This is a genomic window from Nibribacter ruber, from assembly GCF_009913235.1.
GTDB classification, from domain to species: Bacteria; Bacteroidota; Bacteroidia; order Cytophagales; family Hymenobacteraceae; genus Nibribacter; species Nibribacter ruber.
Genome location: NZ_CP047897.1, coordinates 3,055,757 through 3,077,430, shown reverse-complemented (window position 1 = coordinate 3,077,430; position 21,674 = coordinate 3,055,757). Strand labels below are relative to the sequence as shown.

Here is a 21,674-nt window from a genome sequence, read left to right as displayed (position 1 = left end):
AACACCCCTCTACGCTCCCCTCAAGGGGAGAATCTGCGTTGATGAAACGCATTTGCCATATTAATACTTTCCCGTTTTTCGGCTATTTTTCAGAAAACAAGTCAAAAACGCCAGCTAAAACAGTAATCTACCATGGCAAAGGAAAGCCGATAGGCCTTACTACTACTTCACCGCGGCCAGAATGCGCTTGAAGAACTCGTTGCCGTTGGTTTGGTGCCAGCGCCATACCACCACGATGTCATGCTCAGGATCAACCCAAATGGTATTGGAACCAGCGCCTAAGGCGGCGTAGCTGGTGGCAGGCGCGTCTGGCCATTGCTTCTTCTGGGTATTGAGCCACCAAAGGTAGCCATAGTCGGGTCCGTGCTGGCTGGGCGTGAGGGCTTGTTGTACCCATTTCTCTGAGACGAGCTGTTTGTCCTTCCAACGGCCTTTGCGCAGAAACAGATACCCGAAGCGGGCTTCGTCACGGGTATTGATCCAGAGGCCGCCTCCCCAGCGCGTACCGCCGCTCACGCTGGGGAGTTGTTTGCCGTCTACGTCCACGTAAGAGTTTTTATAGGGAATGTATTGCCAGGTAGAGGACGCGCCAATAGGGTTCATGATCTGCTCTTTCAACACTTCGGGCAAGGGCTTTTTCCAGAGACGCAACAAGGATAGGGACATACGGTTGATGCGCACGTCATTGTATTCATAGAAAGTACCGGGTTCTTGCAAAGCGCGGGGTTTGCGTTCTCCACTTCCAAACTCCTCTTTGCCCAAAAAGGTGTGGCTCTTGCCGAACAGTTCTCCCTCCCACTCGCTGGTCTGCTGGGCATGGTGCTGCCAGGTGATTTTTCTGTTGTGCTCAGAGTCATAGCCGCCATCTTTGATGTAGTTGGCCACCGGATCCTGCACATTCTTGATCATGCCTTTGTCTATGGTAATGCCCAAAATGGTAGACAAAAAGCTTTTGGCGATGCTGTAGGTAGGGTCTGCACGTTTGGTGTCTCCCCACTCTGCCACAATGTAGCCGTTCTTTAAGATGATGCCGTTGGTAGCTGCGCGGTCTTCGGGAATAGGCCCCAGCAACTTCCCGAAGATCTGCTCCTGGTCAGAGAAATCCTTCGGCCGCTTGGTCTCCTGCGTCTGCGCAAACGCCACCGCCTGCGCCAACAACTCTGCATCCATGTCCACTTCCTCAGGCTTCTTGCGCTCCCAGTTGTCTCCTTCGCCAGGGTAATAGACATTGGCGGTTGAGGTTGCGCTTTGGGAAGTTGTGCCAGCATTAGGTAGGCAGGCAGAAAATATTAATAAGAGGGATGTAAAGAGGCAGCAGATAAAGTTTCTCAGGCTAATATTTATTAAACCACATCTACTAAAAGTTCTCAAAGCAGGATTTATCAAAATGAATAGCTTAGTCAATAATCCAAGTTACTGTGATAGTATCTCTAAAAATTAAATCATCTGGCGTGAAATTGAATGGCACGCTTCCGCCAGCGGCCACAGCTTCCGCAGCATATACTTGTTCCCTTTCTATCTGCTCCATGCCAGTGTCGTGATTCCAACCATAATTAATACTTTGAATTCTCTTCAGCTTTTGACCTGAAGCTTTCGAAATAATTACTGATTTACTTTTTGCATCATTCACAGCTAACTCAATAATTTTATTCTGAACTTCAGTTTTCAGCTTTTCAGAAAGTTCGAAGGCGAAACTAAAGTCTACTTCTGTAGAGCTTTTAGCAAATTCATTCAGAATTTTAGAAAGAATTTCTTGGCTATACGGAAACGCTATTCTAATATTTTGAGAGGCCACATAGCCACTATCAACATATCTTTCATCTCTGTATATACTATTCTTAGAAACTGCAAAGCTCGTTGTCTTTATATCTTCTTTGTTGAATTTAAGTTTTTGCAAAATTTTCACATAGTCGTTTGTTTTCTCGCCAACTCTAGCAATTGAATTGCTCATTGACGCGTTTATATCAGAAACTTTAATATTTAAAACCCCTATATCAGGTTTAACAGAAAGTCTTGCACTTCCATTAATTTGAAGAGTTTGGTCATCCACGTTTTGGCCGAATGCCACCGTAGATGCAAGTAAAATGATTACATAAAGAAGGATTTTCATTTCGAATTTTTAGAGAATGTAATATATGCGGTATTCTATCTACCGCATATATTAATATTGCTTACATAAGAATAATACTTTCTGAAATTAATTGTTTTTGGCCTCTTTCCTCCAAAACAGCCCAAAAACGACTTAAAAGTCAAAGTACTCGGTGGTGGGTTTCACGGCCTTTTTCTCTTCCTTCTTCTTGCCCTGGAAGAGCTCTTTCAATTCCTGCTTTTCGGTTTTGAGGTCGGCGGCTATCTTGGCTTTGACGCGTTCCTGGTCATAGGCTACCTTAAAGTTGCCCTCGCGGCCTTTGATGGTGAGGAACAGGTTGGGGCTGGCAGTGGCGGTGGTGGCTATCACGCCAAAGCGCTCGTCTTTGTCGCGCTTGGCTTTGGTGGCACCAGACAACGGGATCTTGAGCTTATAGTCCATCTGCTGGTCAAAGGTGTGCATGCCAGACAGCGTGATGTTGTTGAACCGGCTGGTGCTGGACTTGATTTCCATCTCTGGAATATAAATGGTGCGGTCCTGAATGTAGAAGTTGTTCTTGATTTCTGAGAAGCGCAGGTTGGCCAGTTCACCCCGACTAATGAAGGTGCTCATCTTCTGCAATGGGGCCCAGTTGAGCAGTTGGCCGTCGCGCAGCGTAGTGTTGATTTCGGCCTGCATCAGGTCTTCGCGGGCGTTGAGGTGGTGGTCAAAGAATAGCTCAGACTCAATGCGCGCCGTCAAGGTGCCATGCAGGTGGCGCTGGGTAATAAAGGCCTGCCCGAAGTCTTCAAACGCATAAAACAAACTGTCTACCTTAATGTCCTGGATGTTGGCCGTTGAGTTGATCTTGATGAGCGGCTGCCGGGCGTCTACGCTTCCCTGCACCTGAAACCGGCCTCCCACCACCTGCATGGCAATGTTGGGCGAAGAGATGACCTGGTTCTGCAGCCGCACGTTGCCGTGTAGCTGCTTGGCTTTGAATCGTCTGAACTTCAAACTAGTCACTGCGGCGTTAATGTCCAGTTCCAGGTGGGCGGGCATGTTCAAGGCATAGCCGTAGGCATCCACTTTCCCAGATGGCCGCTTGACCGGCGGGGCCGTGGTAGAGGCAGCCAGCAACTGATCCAGGTTCAAATAACGAGTCTTAAAATCGGCCTCTACGCGCAGTCGTTGATTGTCCAGGAATAGATACCCCAGGGCGTTCTTCAGGAAGCCGTTCACCAGAAAATCCGTCTCCCCAATGGTTCCTTTGAGGTCTGAGATGGCCACGTCATTCCTGCGCACCTGAAACGTGCCCTGTACGCCTTTGAACGGCAGTGGGTGCTGGCTGAACAGCAGGCTCACGTTCTGCAACTGTACCTCCCCGGAAGTAGAAATGCCCGCTCCCCTAGGATTGGCTTTGAACGCGCGTAGGTTGCCCGCAAAAGAAAAATCTACCAGCGCCCGTCCGCTGCCGTTTTTGACCTCTTTTACCGGAAATAGGCCAAAAACGTGCGCTACGTCTAGATCGGCCTTCAGCTTGGCTTGCACGTCTGGGTTGAGAAAGTTGGCATACACAAATTCTCCAGAGAATGGTTTGCCGCGCAACTGTCCTTTGATGTTGCGCAGCTCCACCACTGAGGTTTGGCTGTTGCGCAGCGTGCCGTTGGAAAAGCGCCCCGTAAAGCTCACCTGTTCTAGCTTCTCCTGGTACTCTGGGTGGAAGAAAGAAGCCTGCCGGCATCCGAAGCTTACCTGTATGGCTGGGCTTTTCTTATGGGAGGCCTCGCCGGTCACCGTTCCTTTAAAATAGACATCGCCCTGGCTCTGGTACTGCGCAAAAGACTGGGTGGCCTGGCGCGGCAGCAAGGCTACCAGCGACTGTACATCGGTGTTCTTGCCTTCCAGGGCCAGGTCCAAGTGTGTTTTGTTGGCGTAGTCAATGGTGCCGCCAAACTGATACTGCGCCTTGCCCACGCGCAACTCAGAGGGCTGCAGGGCCACGTGCTTGCGTTCTGCGTCTACAGATAACTGGCTGCCCAGCGTGAGTTCCTTCTGCTTGAGGTATTCATTGCCGGCCAACCGAATGGTGTTCACCCGCGCGTTGCCTTTGAGCTTAATGTTCACAAGTGGTTCCTCTAGGGTGAGGGCGGCTTTCATCAGGTGGGCCTGCACGTCATACCTTTGCTGGAGGGGAGCGTCTACATACAGCACGTGCACCTTGCGCAGCGTAATTCCCTGCAGGTCAAAAGAGAGCTTTCCGGTTTGCGCGGTGTCTGCAGACTGGTAAAAAAGATAGTTGACCTCGCCATTGGAAAGCACCTTTACATGCACCTCGCCCTCCTCTAAATAGATTTCTCTGATGCGGTATTCTCCCCACACCAGGTCCCAGAGGCTGAACGTGCTGTGAATGTTTTTGAGTTTGGCCAGCGGAGCGGTGCTGCCGGGGACAGCTTCGGTGATTTCAACGTTTTGGAGGGAGATGGCCACCTGCGGGAATTTCTCCCAGAGCGAGACGTCTATCTTCTCCACGGCCACCTTGGTCTTGATGTGTTTGTTGGCCTCCGTGATAAACAGCTGTATGATTTTGTCCTGGTAAAGATAAATAGTGCCCGCCGCCAGTCCTGCCACCAGCACCAGCCCTCCCATCACGAAAAAAAAATATCGGGCTACCTTTTTTGTCTTTCCCACAAACGTTCTGATTTTCAGGGTCTAAATATACATGCATAAAATGAGCGCGCCAAAGCTAGGCGGGCGGCATAAATTTTTTTGAAGTTTTTTCTGAACCGCATTTGGTAGATTAAATTTTACCCCCCATATTTGCATCATCAAACGGGGACAATAGGTCGTCGGAAAGATAAAGAAGGGGTGTTAGCTCAGCTGGTTCAGAGCATCTGCCTTACAAGCAGAGGGTCGCTGGTTCGAATCCAGCACGCCCCACTTCAAAAAGCCTTACCTACCCGGTAAGGCTTTTTTGTTTTATATGGTTTTTGCTATATCTTCAGGCCTCCCTCTCTAGCCTCATTTCCTCCTGTGGGCTCTAACAATCTGATTATTTTCCTGTTATTCTTTTTACCAGCGTCTTTTTGGACAAGCAAAACGGCCTTGGTTTCTTTTCCGCACACCTAGACAGACAACCGCCATGGAAGAAAATGCGCAACTTTTATTGTCCCAGGGCTGGCAGATAAGCCCCGTGCCCATGTATTTCCTGGGTTTTGACATTTCCTGGCTGGTCATGAAAGAGGCGTTTGTGAGCCCCTATGACCACAGGGCCTACAGCTTTAGTGAGGCCATGCACCTGGAAATGCTGGCGCACCCGCATCAATCCCTCCTCTCTGGGCTTGCCTGAGCCTTCCAATAGCGGGAGTCATGGCACTTTTAGGGCAATTGTGTAATTTGGGGGCTACAAGACGCCGCCGTTATGCAATTGATAGAAGTTACCTCTGCCGCCCACCTCAGGTCGTTCCTGGATTTTCCTGCTACGCTCTACACAGACCACCCCAACTGGATCAGGCCTCTGGACAATGACATTGAGCAGACCTTTGACCCGAAGCGCAACCACAACTTTAAGAACGGCTCTGCCATCCGGTGGCTCCTGCAGGATGACCGCGGCCAGACCATAGGCCGGGTAGCCGCCTTTGTGAACGGCAAAACCAAAGACGCCTCTGAGTACGTGACCGGCGGCATGGGCTTCTTTGAGTGCATTGATGACCAGACCGCCGCCAACGCCTTGTTTGATGCCTGTAAGAACTGGTTAGAAGCACAGGGCATGGAAGCCATGGATGGACCCATTAACTTTGGAGAGCGGGACCGTTTCTGGGGACTGTTGGTGAAGGGCTTCACCGAGCCTAACTACGGCATGTTCTACCACCCGCCCTACTACAAAGAGCTTTTTGAGAACTACGGCTTCCAGGTGTATTTTCAGCAGTACACCTATCGCCGTGATCCTGCCCACCAGCTCAGCGACAAGGTCCTACAACGGGCGGCCCTCATTGAGAACGACCCGGCTTACTCCTTCCGGCATGTTTCTAAAAAGAACATGGAAAAACTCACCCAGGAGTTTCTGGAGGTCTACAACAAAGCGTGGGCAGGGCATTCCGGCCTCAATGAAATGACGCTGGAGAAGGCTAGAAAATTGATTAACAGCATGAAACCGGTCATGGATGAAAAGCTCATCTATTTTGCCTACCACCATGACCAGCCCGTCTCCTTCTTTATCATGCTCCCCGAACTCAACCAGATTTTCAAGCACCTGAACGGCCGCCTAGACTGGCTGGGCAAGCTTAAGTTTCTGTACTACCGCTGGCGCTATAATCACACGCCCAACAAAAAGGCCTTGGGGTTGATCTTTGGCGTTGTCCCGGAGTTCCAGGGCAAAGGCATTGACAGTTACATGTCTGCGATGTCTCAAAAGGCCGTGCTGGCGCAAGGGGTAGGCGTGGTAGAAATGAATTGGATCGGTGATTTTAATCCTAAAATGATGATGGTGGTGCGCGGGCTGGAGGCAGTCATCTACAAAACCCACGTTACGTACCGCAAGATTTTTGATCCATCTAAGCCGTTTCAGCGGTATCCTATTATTAAATAGCGGTTGGCTGAATGGCGTTTTTGGCTTGTTTTCTGAGATTTAGGCGAAAAACGATTGTTTGATTGCTTGCTGTTGGTGTTCTTATAAAGGCCTTGGACTGTCTTTTCCGTCTTGCCTTCTATAGCGCGGAGGTTAAATCCGTGACTTTCTGACACTGCCTTTGTGCACGCAGTCGGCTATCACTTCATACGTTCTTTCTTGCGGTGCGAATAACCTTTGCTGTTTCATTTCTTCTGGTAAGCGCTCACGGCCGCGGGGCCCCGTCCTTGCCCTTCGCGCTGCTGTTGTTTGTGGGACTTTGTCCCTCCCGCCGCTGCCCGCGGCGCACAAACACCAGAAGCGCTCAGTGCCAGGACTGGTTTAGGTCCCAATTCTGCTTTCGTTTGATGGTTGGTTTGCTGGTTTCGGGCAATGGCCTTGGCTGTCGCTGCAGAGTCACTCGTGCCAAGGCACGGTTTCCTTTATCTACTGCCACGAGACCGGCTGGGCCTTCGGCCGGCTTCCGGTTGTAGTGACGTGGCACCGACACGACGTAGTTTTTACGCAGCGATAGGTGGCACCAAATGAGAACCATCTCTAGGTCAGCATTTCTTTATGTAGAGCTTGTTAAGGCCTCTGCTAATTCATCAGATAATCTCTCCGTTGAACCAAGGCATTGTAAATAATAACGCAGCAGAACTCGTTTTTGGCCTGATTTCCGGGAAACAGGCCAAAAATGGATTTCCTACTAATGATGGGAAGAGTTAGAAGCTAAGCCTAGAAACGTTTGGTGGAGCTGGATGACTTGCGGAAGCACCAATTGTCGGTCATCGTTGTAGAGGACAAACTGAGAGCGTCGCAGGCGTTCTTCTTCTGGCAGTTGCTTGTGGATGATGGCGTCAATGTCTTGGGCAGTACGGTGCGGGTCCCTGGCCAGGGTTCTTTTTTGGCGCAGGGCCACCGGGGCCGAAACCGTCAGCACGTGGTCTACCTGGGTATAGGCCGTGGACTCAAACATGAGCGCTGCTTCCTTGAGAATGTAGGGGGCCTGGGCATGCGCCTCTAGCCACCGGTGAAAGTCCTTGCGCACCTGTGGGTGCACTAAGGCATTGAGCTTGGCCAACTCCTCTTGGTTATGGAAAACTCTCTGGGCCAGGTATGGCCTATCCAAGTTACCTTGGGCATCAAAAGTATTCGGCCCGAAGGTGGAGATCAATCCTTCGCGCAGTTCTGGGTCACCGTGCATCACCCATTTGGCGCGGGCATCAGAATCATAGACGGGTACGTCCAGCAGCTGAAAGCATCGGCAGACAATGCTTTTGCCAGACCCTATGCCGCCGGTTATCCCAATCTTGAGCATACGGTTAGAGCGCGGTTAAGGAAATTTTTACTTTGCCCGGTGCAATGGAAGCCTGCCGGATACCCGTAGGCTTCTGCGTAATAGTGGGCACAATGGATGAGTCTGCGGCATTGTACTGCGCATAATCCAGCGTTACTTCAAACTGGGCGGCCTCAATAAGGCCTCGGTTTCTGGGATGGAAGGCATATTTCACCTTCACGGGTCCGTTCAGGTAGGCCAGGCGGTACTTAGGCGGAAAGTTCTTGAGCACCGGCTGCACCACCACTTCCAGCTTGTCAAGGGGCAATACTGCAAACTGCACCTGGGCTTTGCTTATGTTGGCCTTCACCAGTTCTGTAAAATCATACAGCAACGGCAACTCGCCCTTGAAGGAACTCTGCAGGGCCGCCTCTGGAGGCGCCAGCGGGTACGGACTGGGAAACATGCTGATGATCTGCTTAGGCCCCGTGAAGGCCACAGAGTCTGGCTGAATGCGCAGCTGGCCGCCATACGTAAACCCTGGGCCAATGCGCACCTGGGCTGTGTCTATGCCCAACGGAATTTTGCGGGTAATCAGATGGTCAAAGTCAAAGTAGAGCGTGTCTGTGGCTACGTAGTTCAGTTCCAGGCCGTCTAACGCGTTGGCAATGGCTGGTCTGAGGGCCGCGCCCGGCAGACGCTTCACATAGGGTAAGCCTCTAATGGAAAGCTCGGCGGGCTTTACCTGAAACATGAGGTTCTTGCGCAGCAGCTTCCAGCCTTTGCCGGTCACGCTTACCATCACCTCCTCGGGGAGGGGCTTTACCGGCACCAGCTGGCGCTGATCATACACAAATTGGATGGGATACGAGATGCGGGCAATGTAACTCTTGTTTAGAGAGTTGAGCACCCAGAAGGTGGTAGCCGTCAAAAAACAAAGCAAAACCACTCTCCAGTACCGTTTCTGTTTGGGAGAAAACGGTCTTACTAACCAGAGGAGGGCTTGCTTTGTTTTATTGAATGGCAAAGTATGATGCTAAAGAATTAAGCGGCAGTTTCTGCGGTAGCTTTGTTCACGCGGCTGGTTGCCTCTACGGCAATCGCCGATTTGTCAAACTTCAGCTTGATGCCTTTGTCTACCTCAATCCAGACGGTGTCTTCATCAATGCTGAGCAGACGGCCGTGCAAGCCACCAATGGTGACCACGTTCATGCCGCGTTTCAGCTCATCTCTGAACTTCTTCTGGTCCTTGGCCTTTTTCTGCTGCGGCCTGATCATGAAGAAATAAAACACCAGGATGATTGCTCCGAAGAACAGGATGTTGGAAAGTCCACCAGCCCCTAGCGGGCTGGCTTGTAAAAGTATCGTCAACATCAGAGATTAGTTAGTGCGCACAGGACCATCTGCCCCGGCCGTAGGCACAGAAGCGGTAATGTTGGTCTTGATGATCAATTGATTAACCTGCGGATCAGTGTTGGCGGTGATGGTGATCTGCTTAGACTGCTGACCAACTTTACCGGTTGGGTCAAACTCTACCTTAATGCTGCCGGTGGCACCTGGCGCAATAGGTTCTTTTGGCCACTCTGGCACGGTACAACCGCAGGTAGCGGTAGCGCTCTCAATCACCAGCGGCGATTTACCAGTGTTGGTGAATGAAAACGTGTGCTGTACCTTCTTGTCCTGCTTGATGGTACCAAAGTCATGCTCGGTCTCCTTGAAGGTCATGACCGGCTTTGGCGCGTTGGGGTTCACCGGCTCAGCGCTGGCCACGTTAGGGTTGGTGGCAGGGTCATTGGTGGCCACCGTGCTCACAGAAGCAGTTTGTTCTGTGGTGGTAGTGGTAGTTTCAGTGTCCTGCTTTTTCTCGCAGCCGGCGGTCCAGAAACCGGCAGCCAATAGCATTGCTATTACAAATTGCTTTTTCATATAAGGGAAAGGTAATTACAAGTTTGAAATAATGTGCTGCGCGAACTCTGAGGTAGAGGCCGTACCACCCAAATCACGGGTGCAGCAGTTTTTGTCTAGCAAGGTTTTCTCCAGGGCGTCTTCAATTCTGTCTGCCTCTGCCTGCATGCCCATGTGCTGCAGCATCATGATGCCAGAGCGCAACAGAGCCGTTGGATTGGCCAGGCCTTGACCCGCAATATCTGGGGCAGAGCCGTGCACGGCCTCAAAAATAGCCATGTCATCGCCTATGTTGGCGCCAGACACCACGCCCAGACCGCCTACCAAACCGGCACACAGGTCAGAGAGAATATCCCCGAACAGGTTGGTGGTCACAATCACCTCAAACTGCTCTGGCTTGCTCACCAGCTGCATGCACATGTTGTCAATGATCTTGTCTTCCCAAACCACGTTCGGGAATTCTTTAGACACGTCTGCGGCGGCTTCCAGCATCAATCTGCCGGCAGACTTTAAGATGTTGGCTTTGTGGGCCACGGTCACCTTCTTCTTGTTTTTGTCTGCGTAAGCGAAGGCGGCGCGTACAATCTTGTGGCAACCGGTTACCGTCACGCGGGCAATGGAGTCAGAGATGCCCAGGCGCTCATCATACATCTCCAGGCCGGCGTACAGCCCTTCGGTGTTTTCTCTGAACAGCACCAGGTTCACGTTATCAAAGCGGGTTTTCACACCGGCCGTGGTTTTGGCGGGACGCACGTTGGAGTACAGGTCAAACTTCTGGCGCAGCTGCACATTGATGCTCTTGAAGCCTTTGCCCACCGGTGTGGTGATGGGGCCTTTCAAAGCAATTCTGTTGCGCTCCAGCGAGTCAATCAAAGACTGCGGAATCAACTCACCCATGCTGTCAAAGGTGGTTTGTCCGGCGTTTTCTTCTTCCCAAGTAATAGGAACTTGTGCGGCAGTGAAGATCGCCTTTACGGCTTCAGTGATCTCAGGACCTATCCCGTCGCCGGGAATAAGGGTAACGGTTGTCATGGTCAAGGGCTTATGCTTCTTTCTTACTGTTTATTTCGTTGATGAGCGTGTCTACGTCCTGCAAAAGGCGCTCTGCTTTGTCGCGGGCGTCTTTGATTACGCGCTGTCCTTCGGTCTTGGCGGCAGAGCCCTGCTCCTCGCGGCCGGCAATCAGGTCGTTGGAAAGCTCCAGCAGGCGGGCACGGTATTTTTCTAATTGAAAGCTGAGTTTGTCGCGGGTCTCGCGGCCTTTCTCAGGCGCAAATAAAATCCCCAGGATGGCACCCGTGGCGATTCCGGTGGAAAAGGCAATGATGGAGGTTGTTTTTTTGCCCATGGTGTTGGTTGTGGTTACAGGTTTCAATAAAAAAGAGCCTTGCCGTTTTTGGCTAGTTTTCAGAAAAATAGCTGAAAAACGGGTCTAATGCAACGCTCGCTTCTGTAAGAACGCAAAAATCTGCTTCTTATTTGTTGTCCAATAGACCTCTCCCTGATTTACGGATGGCACCGCTGGCGGTTAACTGCTGTGACAGCTTGTCTAACACGCCGTTCACGAACTGCTTGCTCTTAGGCGTGCTGTACACCTTGGATATCTCGATATACTCGTTGATAGTCACTTTCACGGGGATACTTCTAAAAATGTGCATCTCGCAGAGCGCCATTTTTAAGATGATCTTGTCTATGAGGGCCACGCGCTCCACGTCCCAGTTCTGCACGCTCTCAGAGATCATGGCCTCATACTTGGCGTCGTCTTTGAGGGTCTCGTGGTAGAGTTCTTCAAAGAAGGCCTTGTCATCGTCCCAGCTGGCCGAAAGGTCCAAGAGCGGCAGGTGCTCATCTGTGGTTTCTTCCAGCATCTTGATGGACTTGTTCACCAGGCTCTTCACCACAGACTTGTTCTCCACCCAGTTCAGGTCTTGCTCTTCAAACAGGCCTTGCAGGTTCTCGTCTTTGAAAATGACGTTTTTATAAAGATGCTTGAGCAACTCATGGTCCTGCTCATAGGTAGGCTCCACTAGGTCCAGATAGGCCAGCACTTGCTCGTCTTTCTTGATGCCGTTTTTATAGATTTGCTGTACTACGTCCAGGTTGCCCGCCCAGCTCACGTTTCTTCTGATCACGCGCTGCTCCAGGAACTTGTTATCCTGTAGTTTGGTCAAGGCTTTGTTTCTGAGAAGACCGCGCAGGTCTACATCCGTGCGCTCCGTGAAGCGGGTGGCGGCTTTCTTCTCTTCGCCTTCAATCAAATGCGTCACTTCCTGCATCACCAGCAAGGTAAGCAGGTAGCGGTCATAGATTTCCTCTACGGCCGTAAGCATCTGGTTCCCGAAGGATTTATAGTCTTTCTTAAGCGAGTTTTGGTAGAAGTTGACGGCGTCTTGGGCCGCGTTGAGAATCTCTCTGTCTTTCTCCTCGGTGTCAAACTTCTTGGTTTCATACCACTCTTTGAAGAGCAGCGTGGCAATTTGCTTCTGCCCTTCCAGCAGCTTTCTGTCTTGCGCCTCAATGGCCATTAAATCTGGCGCGAACGTGTCTGCAATGCGGTCTAGGGCCAACAGATAGTTAGAGCCTTCTGCCTGTACATAGGCGTAGATGGCTTGCATGGCTTTGATCCGGAGTATTCTGCGGTTGAGCATGAGGATAAGGAAAGAACGTGGTGAACGTGAAAATAAGCGTAAAAGTTGGCAAAGAGGCGCTGGCCCGCTGCCAAGGCATGGCGATACCGCCAATTCTGGCGCAAAGGTCCGAACTAAGAGAGCAAGAAGCAAACAGTACTTCTTTTTAATTCTGAGTCTTTGGTGGATGGCTGGGAAAGAGGCTGGAAAATGGAAAAGCGTTTTTGGGGTATTTTGTGGGAATTAGGTTGAAAACGGTTGTTGGCGCAGACGCTCGCAGGTCCTGCCGGACACTACGAGGTCTTGAGAGCAGAGGCAGATGGTCAGGCTAGCAAAGCAATACGCAGGAGACAAGGCGGTGCCGTTGTCTCTACATCTCCCGCGCCAGCGCATGCAGGCATTGCAACGACTCACCTAGCCATCCGCCAGCCCTTGACCGAGGGGAAAGAGACTGGTCAATTTAAGTCTCTTTCCCCGAGGGAGAAAGTAATAGAAGTTCGATTGGCAATGGCGTGAGCTTACGATGGAACAGATAGCTTCTCACTGTGCACACTCCGAAGAAAAGCTGTCTGAGCGGCAGCGAGTTTCTTTTCTTCTTGATTCTTTTGGTTACTTTTCTCATCAAGGAGAAAAGTGACAAACGCGGGTAGAAAGTAAGAAAAGGAAGTTAAGAAGAACGAGGTTGAGAGGTAACTGCTATTTGACAGACAGTCAGAGTTGTCGGTGAGAACACCCCTCTACGCTCCCCTCAAGGGGAGAATCTGAGGTAAGATGCGGCAAAGTCAATCAGAAACAAAAAAGCGTTTTTGGCCTGTTTCTGAGAAACTAAGCCAAAAACGCTTTCTAAATATCTCCTCGCCTTTAGAAGGCGAAACTAAGATTAGTAAGTTCTTTTGATCTTAGCCATATCGTCAATACGCTTCTGCGCCAGCTCAGTGGCGGCTTTCTGCGTGTGCGTACCGTCTGCCTCAGCCTTCGCGAAGATGTTCAACGTGGTGTTGTAGATCTGCTCTGTCTGTTGCATAGACCACTCGCGGTTCAGCTTTTTAACTTCTGAGTACACGTTGATGATACCACCCGCGTTGATCAGGAAGTCTGGCGCGTAGATCATGCCTTTCTGCACTAGAGCCGGGCCGTGCACGTTCTCATCCTGCAACTGGTTGTTGGCGCAACCGGCAATGATCTGGCACTTCAAACGTGAAAGTGTGTTGTCATTGATGGTGGCTCCCATGGCGCAAGGAGAATAGATATCCACATCCAGGTCATAGATTTCATCCAAGCCAACTACGGTAGCACCGGTAGCCGAAGAAATACGCTGTAAACGGTCTTGGTCAATGTCAGTGATGAACAACTGAGCACCTTCCTTTACCAGGTAGTCAATCAAATAACCACCTACGTGGCCAGTACCTTGTACAGAGATTTTTTTACCTGCCAAGCTGTCGTTGCCCCAAGCTTTCTTGGCAGAGGCTTTCATACCCATGTAGGTACCGTAGGCCGTTACCGGAGAAGGGTCACCGCTACCGCCTTGCGACTCTGGCAAACCAGCCACGTGCTTGGTCTCCATGGCAATGTAGCCCATGTCCAGGGTGGTCATGCCCATGTCCTCGGCGGTGATGTATTTACCGTTCAGGTTGTTTACAAAACGCCCGAACTTGCGCATCATCGCCTCGTTCTTATCCTTTTTGGAGTCGCCAATGATCACGGCCTTACCACCGCCCAGGTTCAAACCAGAGATGGCCGACTTGAAGGTCATACCGCGGGAAAGACGCAACACATCGCGTAGTGCTTCGGCCTCAGTGGCGTAGGTCCACATACGGGTACCGCCCAAGGCTGGGCCTAACACCGTGTTGTGGATACCAATAATGGCTTTCAACCCAGTGTCGTGGTCATGGCAGAACACTACTTGCTCATGATCAAACTGGCCCATCTGGCTAAAAACCGATGATTCCTGGCCTCCTGCTATTTCTTTTATTTCAACCATAATTGTGAATAAAATGATTTACTTCCAAAACCTGCGGAAAACGGCTCCCAGATTTAGTACTTTTGCCGCAAAAGTAGGCATATCTTTTTACTACAACAAGGAAAACCCTAACATCTGTTAGCCTCGTAGTAAAACTTAAAATTATACCGTGAAATCACTACGCTACCTCAATAAATATTTGCTCAAGTACAAATTCCGGTTTTTCTGGGGAATTGTGTTTGTGATTGTTTCCAACGTCTTTGCCATCATCCCGGCGCAGGTGGTTCGGCACGCCTTTGATCTGGTGCGCGAAGGCATTAACCTGCACCAGTTGCACGAAGGCTTCGGCCAGCAAGAGACGGTGTATGACAGCTTCGCGCGCAGTACGCTGTTTTATGGTGCGGTGATAGTGGCCATGGCCTTGCTGCGGGGTGTTTTTCTGTTTCTTATGCGCCAGACCATCATTGTGATGAGCCGCCTGGTGGAGAACGACCTCAAGAACGAAATCTTCGCGCACTACCAGACCCTGCCATTGAGCTTTTACCGCAAGAATAACACCGGTGACCTCATGGCCAGAATTTCTGAGGATGTGGGCCGTGTGCGCATGTACATCGGGCCGGCCATCATGTACGGCATCAACCTGGTGGCCTTGTTCCTGATGGTCATACCGTACATGTTATCCGTGAACGTGAAACTGACGCTCTACACGCTGTTGCCCCTGCCTATTTTGTCTATGAGCATTTACTACGTGAATAACATCATTGAGCGCAAGTCTGACGAGATTCAGAAAAGCCTTTCGGGTATTACTACGTTTGTGCAAGAGGCGTTCTCGGGCATCAGGGTATTGAAATCCTTTGTGCGTGAGCAGGATTCGCACGCCAACTTCACCGTGGCCAGCGACACCTACCGCGACAAGTCCCTGGAGCTCAACTTTGTCAACTCATTGTTCTTCCCGCTTATCTTATTTTTGATTGGCTTAAGTACTATTATCACCGTGTGGTTGGGTGGTAAAGAAGTGATTAACGGAAGTATCACGCCGGGAGTAATAGCCGAGTTCTTGATTTACGTGAATATGCTCACCTGGCCCGTGACGGCTTTGGGCTGGACTACCTCTCTGGTACAGCGCGCCGCCGCTTCCCAGCAACGCATCAACGAGTTTTTGAACACCAAGACAGACATCCTCTCAGGACCGATAGAGGAGAAAGACATCACGGGCTCCATTACCTTTGAGGACGTTGACTTCACTTACCCAGACACCGGCATTTATGCCTTGAAGAAACTGTCTTTCCAGATTAACCCCGGCGAGACGCTGGCCGTGATCGGCAACACAGGCTCGGGCAAGAGCACCATTGCCGCTTTGCTATGTCGCTTATATGATGCCACTGGTGGACGTATTCTGGTAGATGGCGAGGACATCAGACAGTATAATTTAAGCACTTTGCGCAGTCAGATTGGCTACGTGCCGCAGGACGTGTTTCTTTTCTCAGATTCTATCAGAAACAACATCGGGTTTGGGGTAGAGGCGCTGTCTGAGGAAAAGATGCTACAAGCCGCCAAAGATGCCGATGTCTACGAGAACATCATGCGCTTCCCGCAGCAGTTTGACACGGTGTTGGGCGAGCGCGGCATTACCTTGTCCGGTGGGCAGAAACAGCGTGTCTCCATTGCCCGCGCTCTGGCCCGTGAGCCTAAGATTCTGATTCTGGACGACTCGCTTTCTGCGGTAGATACCAAGACGGAGAACGCCATCTTGAACAGCCTCCAACGCGTCATGCACAACCGCACGTCCATCATCATCTCGCACCGCGTAAGCTCCGTGAAACTAGCCGATAAGATTCTGGTCTTGGATGACGGCGTGGTAGTACAACACGGTAGCCATGACGAACTGATGGCCGACACAGATGGCTTATACCGCGCCTTATATGAGCGCCAGCTACAAACCGAGGATATTGAGTAATCCGTTCGTTTTTGACCTGTTTTGACCAAAAGAGGCCAAAAACGAACTTTTGCTTTCGCTGCTCCGCTCCTCTATCCTTGCTTATAAACTACTCATTTTCAGGTATTGTAGATACTAGATATAGGTTGCTATTTTAGCTTCTGAGAGGATTATGCCTTATCACATCTTGCCTCTCCCATCTAAACCTTCAGCTATATGCCAACCATCACCCAGCGTGTATTCTCCTTAGCCTTGACGGGCTGTGCCCTCTTCTTTTTAACCGCCTGCCCCTCTGACGATCCTGAACCTTCACAAGCAGCAGACGACAGCCTGCATCTAGCCTTCAAGACACCTGATTGGGAAAGGAAGATTGACTGCACGCACCTGGATCTGCCTTCTAGTGAATACAATGCCTCCACGTATTTCACATTTGCTTCTTCGGCTTCTACCAGAAACACGTTTTTTCTCTCTTTCCCGAAAGACAGCTCTGCCATGGCCAAGTCCTCCAACCTGAAAAAGTATACCATTAAGGAGTTTGGACAAGTTTCTGCCCCATTCCAGTTCTCGTTTAAGGTGCCAGTGACGGAAGGCAGCAGCACTTACTTAGTAAGCCAGGAGGGGTTTACGGCCGAAGAATTTAATGAAATAGTGGCAATTACGTATGCCGGGGCTTCGGGCAATGAGGCTATCTTCCAGATTAAGGGCAAATACCAATTGTCTGCCCTGGAACTTAACAGCAACGGCGTCAAGAAAAACATCTCGGGCACGTATCATTTCAAAGTGAGAACCACCAGAAAATAGATAGCCTGCTCCACCAGTTTTGCGGCCACAGAGCAAGGAAGCTGCATTTTCTGATAATATTATTCAGCAGCATCTACTTTTGCATCTACTTTTTTTTCGTTTACTTTGTAACAGATACAAGATCGGGATGTAGCGTAGCCTGGTATCGCGCCAGCATGGGGTGCTGGAGGTCGCAGGTTCAAATCCTGCCATTCCGACGGATACAGAAAAGCCCGTGGTTCTTTTAAGAGCCACGGGCTTTTTTTGTGAGGTTGATCTCCGTTTTTGGGCTGTTTTCAAGAAAACAGCCCAAAAACGGAAGGTTTAGGATTTCTTTCTGAGTACCACTTTCTCAGCGTGCTTGGCTACCATCAAACTAAAGAATTCCCGAAGGCTCGCATACTCCTCCGGCGAAAAGACAGTCTTGTTGATGGCCAGTTTACTGATGATCTGCAGTTTGCCGTTGGTCACTTGGGCCTGGTAATTGAATTTAGCAGCGCCGTTGGGCAACAGCAGATTGACCGGCTGCGGCAGTTCCTCCACCTCATAGCCCTGCGGTAGTTGGTACTGGAGTACGTAGGTCTCATCTATGGGCGTAGAAAAATCCACTGGGTATTGGCGGGTGGCTGCCTTAAACGGGTTCTCTTGCTTTGCATGCACCAGCATGGCAGGCAGGTACAAGACTTCGCTGGCCTTTCCTTCGCCGGTTTTTTGCAGTTGATAACTCGTTTTAAGCGGCTTGGCCGGTTCTTCCAGGTGCGTCAGCTTGATTTGTTCCCAGGTCCAGTCGGCGCCGGCGTTGCCCAGGCTCTTGAGGTAGTCTTCCTGGCCCTGGCTGTTGATTTTGTCCCGCAGTTGCAGGGCGGGCACTCCCAGGTAACTTTCTTCCAGGGTGCCTGTCACCTCGCCGGTGGGCTTCACCTCCATTTTGGCGGAGACCAACTGGGTGTTTCGGTCTAGGCCCTGCAGCGCCACCCACCGGCCGGCCGGTTCTTCTACCACCCAGCCTTTGCCGTTGAGGCAGCGGTACGGTAGCATACCCATGGCCAGGGATGGCTCTGTGGCATCTAACAGGTAGTCTTTGCCGTCAAGGGTGACGCAGCTAATAACATAGTTGAATTTGTTGAGCATGGGCGTTCTTCCGGGCGGAAGTCCGTGGTTTCTGGTACTCACCAACATGGGCTGGGCCACTAAGCCCGCTTCCCGCAGCAGGGCCGTCAGCAGCAGGTTAATGTCAGCTGAGGAGCCGGTGCGGGCTTCATGCGCTGTCTTTAAATCATCTGCCGTGGTACGCTGCCTTTTGTCCCATTGCATGTGCTTTTGCACGTACGCGTACACGGCCTGTAGCCGGGCCAGCTTGTCTGCGTTTTCCTCCAGCGCCAATGACTGGACAACCTTCTTGAAATAAGCGGGGTTGCTGGTAAGCAGTTTCCCGAAATTTTCCTCTTTGAGCATTTCCTGGGTAAAGTCTTCCCAACCTACTGCCATGAACCGGGGTTCCTGGTCTGGGTACTGCACCTTGGCCAGCTCAAACACAATCTTAGAGGTGTAGTCTGTAGAATTGGTGAGATAGGCCTCCTGCCTGAACGCCGGCACGTCTTTCATCACCCAGCGGTACTGCGTCACGGTCATGTACAAGATGCCACGTTCGGTGGAGAAGGAGGTGTTTCTTTCAGTGTGCCAGTTAATGGGAACGCCCACTTTTGACTCTTTGCTTTCTCTCAAGTGAAAGGGATGAAACCCATGCACCATCTGCTTGTACTCAAACATGGGCACCATGTCTACGCGGTACTCGCTCCACTTCACAGGCACGTCTTTCTGAAACTCCCATTCCCGCAGGTTGTACAGAAAGTCTGAGGTGAGAGTATAGGTGTACTCCAGCACAGAACCCACCTTCACGTTGGGCAGCGTGAGTTTCTTCTGATACCAGTTGGCGTTCACCTGTTCGTCAAAGATGGCGGTCTCATCCAGTTTGCTGGCCACTTTCTTACCACCCTCCAGGTTGTAGGCAAAGCCCTTCACCTCTACCACCTGTTCCTGGTTGTCTCTGTTTTGACGATAGTACGGAATGATGATGTTGGCGTGCTCCAGGCCGGCTTTCTGTAAAACCTTAATCCTGACGGTGCGCTTGTACTGTACCTGCGTGCCTTTGGTGAAGATGAACGATGACTGCCCATAATCATACAACACCACGGCGGCGGCGCTGGTATCTGGAGCGTAGGTTTTCATCTTTAGTTCCTCATCCGTTACCTGACCAAGCTTGAGAGGGTCTTGCGCCCAGCTAATAAGGGGCAGAACGGCTAAAAACCAAAACAACATCCAGGGTCTTGCAAAGCCCCCAGAGAGACGGGGGAGGGATTTCATAGAAATAAAAATAATTGAATTGATAACAGACGGTTGCCTAACACAACATAGAAAGAAGCATCGTTTTTGGCCTGTTTCCTGGAAAACAGCCCAAAAACGATGGGCTTAAGACTTCTTGCGCAGCACCACTTTCTCGGCGTGCTTGGCTACCATGCGGCTGTAGAGTTCGCGCAGGTCCTGGTATTCTTTGGCAGTGAAAACGGGCTTGTTGATGTTGAGCTTGCTCATGATCTGCAACTTACCGTCCGTCACCTGCACCAGGTAACTGAACCTAGCAGAATTGTCTGGCAGAGAGACGTTGAGGCCCTTGGGCATTTCCTCTACCTCATAACCGGTGGGCAGCACATAGGTAAACACGTAGGTCTCATCTGTGGGCGTGGCGAAGTCAATGGGAAACAAGCGGTTGGCCAGTTTAAATGGATTCTGCTCTGTGGCATGATTGAGCATGGGTGACACGTACAACAGGTGCACGGGTTGTGCCTCTCCTACACGGTGCAGTTTGTAGGTGGCTTTCAAGTCAGCGTCATGCTTCTCCAGGTTGGCCAGGTTCATTTCTTGACGGGTCCAGTCTGGGTCTTTGGAGGTCAGTTTCTGGAGGTAGTCTTCTTTACCTTGTGCTTTGATGCTGGCACGCATCTGGTGGGCAGACAGGCCGCTGTAAGACTCTTCCATCTTGCCCGTCACTTCGCCGGTGGGTTTAATCTCCATGTGAGCAGACACCAGTTGCACGTTGCGGTCATTGTTTTTGAGGGGCAGCCATTTGCCCGCCGGCAGGTTGGTCACCCAGCCCTGCCCGTTCAGGCAGCGGTACGGCAGCACGCCAAACGGCAGTTCCCGCTCCGTGGCATCTAGTAGATGGGTAGCCTCACCTACTTTTACCGCGGCAATGACGTAGTTGAACTTGGAGAGCATAGGCATGTTGGTGGCGGCGCTGCCATGGCTGCGGGTACTCACCAACATAGGATGGGCGTCCAGGCCGGCTTCGCGGAGCAAGGCTACCAACAGCAGGTTAATATCAGCAGATGATCCTTTGTGGGCTTCATGCGCCTTTTTTATGTTCTCTGAGTAGAAGCTGTTCATGCCATCCCAGACCATCTGGTTTTTCACGTAGGCGTCAATGGCTTTGGCTTTAGACAACACGTCTGTGCTGGCGGCCGTGGCCTGGTCAACGGTCTTCTTAAAGCCGGCGGTATTTTGTAACTGAAGGCCAAACTGTTCCTCTTTCTGCAGTTCTTTGGCCAGCCCGTCCCAACTGCTGGCCATGTACTCTGGCTCCCGCTCTGGGTACTGTATCTTGGTGAGCATGAACTCCAGCTTAGAGAGATAGTCCTGTACGCCGGTCATGTAGGGCTCCTCGGTAAAAGCAGGTACGTCTTTCATGACCCAGCGGTACTGCGCAATCTTGTACACTTGTGAGCCACACTTCTGCAGGGAAGTGTGGCCCATGTCCTCCTCCCAGTTAAAGGCAATGGTCTGGCTAATCACCTTCATGTCTTCCAGGTGGTATCTCTGGAAGCCGTGCAAGAGGTGCGTGTACTCATAGAAAGGCATCATGTTCATGCGGTACTCGCTCCAGGCCACTGGAATTTCAGCCTGAAACGTCCAGTCGCGAAGGCTGTAGAGATACGGTGACTTGATGGTGTAGGAAATCTCAATCACAGAGCCCACTTTCACGTTGGGCATGGCAATTTTCTTCACATACCAGTTCACGTCTGCCTTTTCCTCAAAGACTGCCTTGTCGTCTAGCTTCACTTTTTCAATCTTCCCGCCTTCCAGGTTGTAGGTCATGCCTTTCAGCTCCAGCACTTCTTCTTTGTTGCTGAAGTCTTTTCGGTAGTAGGGAATACTGATGTTGGCCTGGTCCAGCCCGGCCTTCTTAAGAATTTTAATGCGTAGCAGTCGTTTGAGCTGCACCTGGGTGCCTTTGGTGTACAGGAACGACGTGTGCCCGTAGTCATACAAGACCACGGCGGCGGCACTGGTGTCCTGGGCGTACACCTTCATGTTCAGTTCTTCATTGGTGGTCTGGCCCATTTTGAGCGGGTCCTGGCTCCAGCCCAGCAAGGGCAGGCTCACTAGGAAAAACAACAGACAAGAGGTTTTGGCAAAAAAGGCGGGTGAGGTATTCTTGGTTTTCATTTGGAACTAG

17 protein-coding genes and 2 tRNA genes are annotated in these 21,674 nt (G+C 51.0%); 6 read left to right on the top strand and 13 right to left on the bottom strand.

Annotation, left to right across the window (positions count from 1 at the left end; translation table 11 throughout):
* Positions 1-162: 162 nt before the first annotated feature.
* From GU926_RS12965 to GU926_RS12955, 3 genes are all read right to left on the bottom strand, one after another.
* Complete coding sequence (locus tag GU926_RS12965) at positions 163-1,170, bottom strand: serine hydrolase domain-containing protein (RefSeq protein WP_160692539.1); 1,008 nt, start codon at positions 1,168-1,170, stop codon at positions 163-165.
* 226 nt (positions 1,171-1,396) lie between these two features.
* Positions 1,397-2,110, bottom strand: coding sequence for an SIMPL domain-containing protein (locus GU926_RS12960; protein ID WP_160692537.1), 714 nt, complete (start codon positions 2,108-2,110; stop codon positions 1,397-1,399).
* A gap of 132 nt (positions 2,111-2,242) precedes the next feature.
* A complete protein-coding gene (locus tag GU926_RS12955) occupies positions 2,243-4,759 on the bottom strand; it encodes an AsmA family protein (RefSeq protein ID WP_262886142.1) in 2,517 nt (838 codons plus the stop codon).
* Positions 4,760-4,933: 174 nt separating this feature from the next.
* Here GU926_RS12955 and GU926_RS12950 point away from each other — a divergent pair.
* The 3 genes from GU926_RS12950 to GU926_RS12940 all read left to right on the top strand — a co-directional run bounded on the left by GU926_RS12950 (position 4,934) and on the right by GU926_RS12940 (position 6,656).
* Positions 4,934-5,008 (top strand) — tRNA-Val (locus GU926_RS12950).
* Positions 5,009-5,210: 202 nt separating this feature from the next.
* Positions 5,211-5,417, top strand: a complete 207-nt coding sequence (locus GU926_RS12945) for a hypothetical protein (RefSeq protein WP_160692533.1) — start codon at positions 5,211-5,213, stop codon at positions 5,415-5,417.
* 72 nt (positions 5,418-5,489) lie between these two features.
* Positions 5,490-6,656, top strand: a complete 1,167-nt coding sequence (locus GU926_RS12940) for a hypothetical protein (RefSeq protein WP_160692531.1) — start codon at positions 5,490-5,492, stop codon at positions 6,654-6,656.
* A gap of 727 nt (positions 6,657-7,383) precedes the next feature.
* On the opposite strand, the gene coaE is transcribed toward GU926_RS12940, so the two are convergent.
* The 8 genes from coaE to GU926_RS12900 all read right to left on the bottom strand — a co-directional run bounded on the left by coaE (position 7,384) and on the right by GU926_RS12900 (position 14,466).
* Positions 7,384-7,995 carry a dephospho-CoA kinase gene (gene coaE, locus GU926_RS12935; protein ID WP_160692529.1) on the bottom strand — a complete coding sequence of 204 codons (612 nt, stop codon included), beginning with the start codon at positions 7,993-7,995 and terminating at the stop codon, positions 7,384-7,386.
* Between the two features lie 4 nt (positions 7,996-7,999).
* Positions 8,000-8,884: a YbbR-like domain-containing protein gene (locus GU926_RS12930; RefSeq protein WP_160692527.1), complete on the bottom strand. Its 885-nt coding sequence runs from the start codon at positions 8,882-8,884 to the stop codon at positions 8,000-8,002.
* A gap of 113 nt (positions 8,885-8,997) precedes the next feature.
* Positions 8,998-9,327: a preprotein translocase subunit YajC gene (yajC, locus tag GU926_RS12925; RefSeq protein WP_160692525.1), complete on the bottom strand. Its 330-nt coding sequence runs from the start codon at positions 9,325-9,327 to the stop codon at positions 8,998-9,000.
* A 6-nt stretch (positions 9,328-9,333) separates the two neighbouring features.
* Positions 9,334-9,879 (bottom strand): DUF1573 domain-containing protein, encoded by a 546-nt coding sequence (locus GU926_RS12920; RefSeq protein WP_160692523.1) that lies wholly within the window; start codon positions 9,877-9,879, stop codon positions 9,334-9,336.
* A 15-nt stretch (positions 9,880-9,894) separates the two neighbouring features.
* Positions 9,895-10,890, bottom strand: coding sequence for an isocitrate/isopropylmalate dehydrogenase family protein (locus GU926_RS12915; RefSeq protein WP_160692521.1), 996 nt, complete (start codon positions 10,888-10,890; stop codon positions 9,895-9,897).
* A 10-nt stretch (positions 10,891-10,900) separates the two neighbouring features.
* Positions 10,901-11,206, bottom strand: coding sequence for a YtxH domain-containing protein (locus tag GU926_RS12910; RefSeq protein WP_160692519.1), 306 nt, complete (start codon positions 11,204-11,206; stop codon positions 10,901-10,903).
* A 127-nt stretch (positions 11,207-11,333) separates the two neighbouring features.
* Positions 11,334-12,506, bottom strand: coding sequence for a transcription antitermination factor NusB (nusB, locus tag GU926_RS12905; protein WP_160692517.1), 1,173 nt, complete (start codon positions 12,504-12,506; stop codon positions 11,334-11,336).
* Positions 12,507-13,365: 859 nt separating this feature from the next.
* On the bottom strand, positions 13,366-14,466 hold the full coding sequence (locus GU926_RS12900; RefSeq protein WP_160692515.1) for a Glu/Leu/Phe/Val dehydrogenase: 1,101 nt from the start codon (positions 14,464-14,466) through the stop codon (positions 13,366-13,368).
* Between the two features lie 148 nt (positions 14,467-14,614).
* Here GU926_RS12900 and GU926_RS12895 point away from each other — a divergent pair, with 148 nt between their 5' ends.
* The 3 genes from GU926_RS12895 to GU926_RS12885 all read left to right on the top strand — a co-directional run bounded on the left by GU926_RS12895 (position 14,615) and on the right by GU926_RS12885 (position 17,379).
* Positions 14,615-16,402 carry an ABC transporter ATP-binding protein gene (locus GU926_RS12895; RefSeq protein ID WP_160692513.1) on the top strand — a complete coding sequence of 596 codons (1,788 nt, stop codon included), beginning with the start codon at positions 14,615-14,617 and terminating at the stop codon, positions 16,400-16,402.
* Between the two features lie 195 nt (positions 16,403-16,597).
* Entirely contained in the window at positions 16,598-17,182 is a 585-nt protein-coding gene (locus GU926_RS12890; RefSeq protein WP_160692511.1) for a hypothetical protein, read from the top strand.
* Between the two features lie 123 nt (positions 17,183-17,305).
* Positions 17,306-17,379 (top strand) — tRNA-Pro (locus GU926_RS12885).
* 106 nt (positions 17,380-17,485) lie between these two features.
* Here the strand turns inward: GU926_RS12885 and GU926_RS12880 are convergent.
* Together GU926_RS12880 and GU926_RS12875 are read right to left on the bottom strand one after the other, a co-directional pair.
* A complete protein-coding gene (locus tag GU926_RS12880) occupies positions 17,486-19,390 on the bottom strand; it encodes a DUF3857 domain-containing protein (protein WP_160692509.1) in 1,905 nt (634 codons plus the stop codon).
* 240 nt (positions 19,391-19,630) lie between these two features.
* Positions 19,631-21,664, bottom strand: a complete 2,034-nt coding sequence (locus tag GU926_RS12875; protein WP_160692507.1) for a DUF3857 domain-containing protein — start codon at positions 21,662-21,664, stop codon at positions 19,631-19,633.
* Positions 21,665-21,674 lie beyond the last annotated feature (10 nt).

Bases quoted from the DNA above. Each gene is read 5' to 3' on its own strand.
- nusB (WP_160692517.1), bottom strand. From the start codon at position 12,506: ATGCTCAACCGCAGAATACTCCGGATCAAAGCCATGCAAGCCATCTAC.
- GU926_RS12960 (WP_160692537.1), bottom strand. From the start codon at position 2,110: ATGAAAATCCTTCTTTATGTAATCATTTTACTTGCATCTACGGTGGCA.
- yajC (WP_160692525.1), bottom strand. From the start codon at position 9,327: ATGTTGACGATACTTTTACAAGCCAGCCCGCTAGGGGCTGGTGGACTT.
- GU926_RS12875 (WP_160692507.1), bottom strand. From the start codon at position 21,664: ATGAAAACCAAGAATACCTCACCCGCCTTTTTTGCCAAAACCTCTTGT.
- GU926_RS12920 (WP_160692523.1), bottom strand. From the start codon at position 9,879: ATGAAAAAGCAATTTGTAATAGCAATGCTATTGGCTGCCGGTTTCTGG.
- GU926_RS12900 (WP_160692515.1), bottom strand. From the start codon at position 14,466: ATGGTTGAAATAAAAGAAATAGCAGGAGGCCAGGAATCATCGGTTTTT.
- GU926_RS12910 (WP_160692519.1), bottom strand. From the start codon at position 11,206: ATGGGCAAAAAAACAACCTCCATCATTGCCTTTTCCACCGGAATCGCC.
- GU926_RS12945 (WP_160692533.1), top strand. From the start codon at position 5,211: ATGGAAGAAAATGCGCAACTTTTATTGTCCCAGGGCTGGCAGATAAGC.
- GU926_RS12890 (WP_160692511.1), top strand. From the start codon at position 16,598: ATGCCAACCATCACCCAGCGTGTATTCTCCTTAGCCTTGACGGGCTGT.
- coaE (WP_160692529.1), bottom strand. From the start codon at position 7,995: ATGCTCAAGATTGGGATAACCGGCGGCATAGGGTCTGGCAAAAGCATT.
- GU926_RS12880 (WP_160692509.1), bottom strand. From the start codon at position 19,390: ATGAAAACCTACGCTCCAGATACCAGCGCCGCCGCCGTGGTGTTGTAT.
- GU926_RS12915 (WP_160692521.1), bottom strand. From the start codon at position 10,890: ATGACAACCGTTACCCTTATTCCCGGCGACGGGATAGGTCCTGAGATC.
- GU926_RS12940 (WP_160692531.1), top strand. From the start codon at position 5,490: ATGCAATTGATAGAAGTTACCTCTGCCGCCCACCTCAGGTCGTTCCTG.
- GU926_RS12965 (WP_160692539.1), bottom strand. From the start codon at position 1,170: ATGGATGCAGAGTTGTTGGCGCAGGCGGTGGCGTTTGCGCAGACGCAG.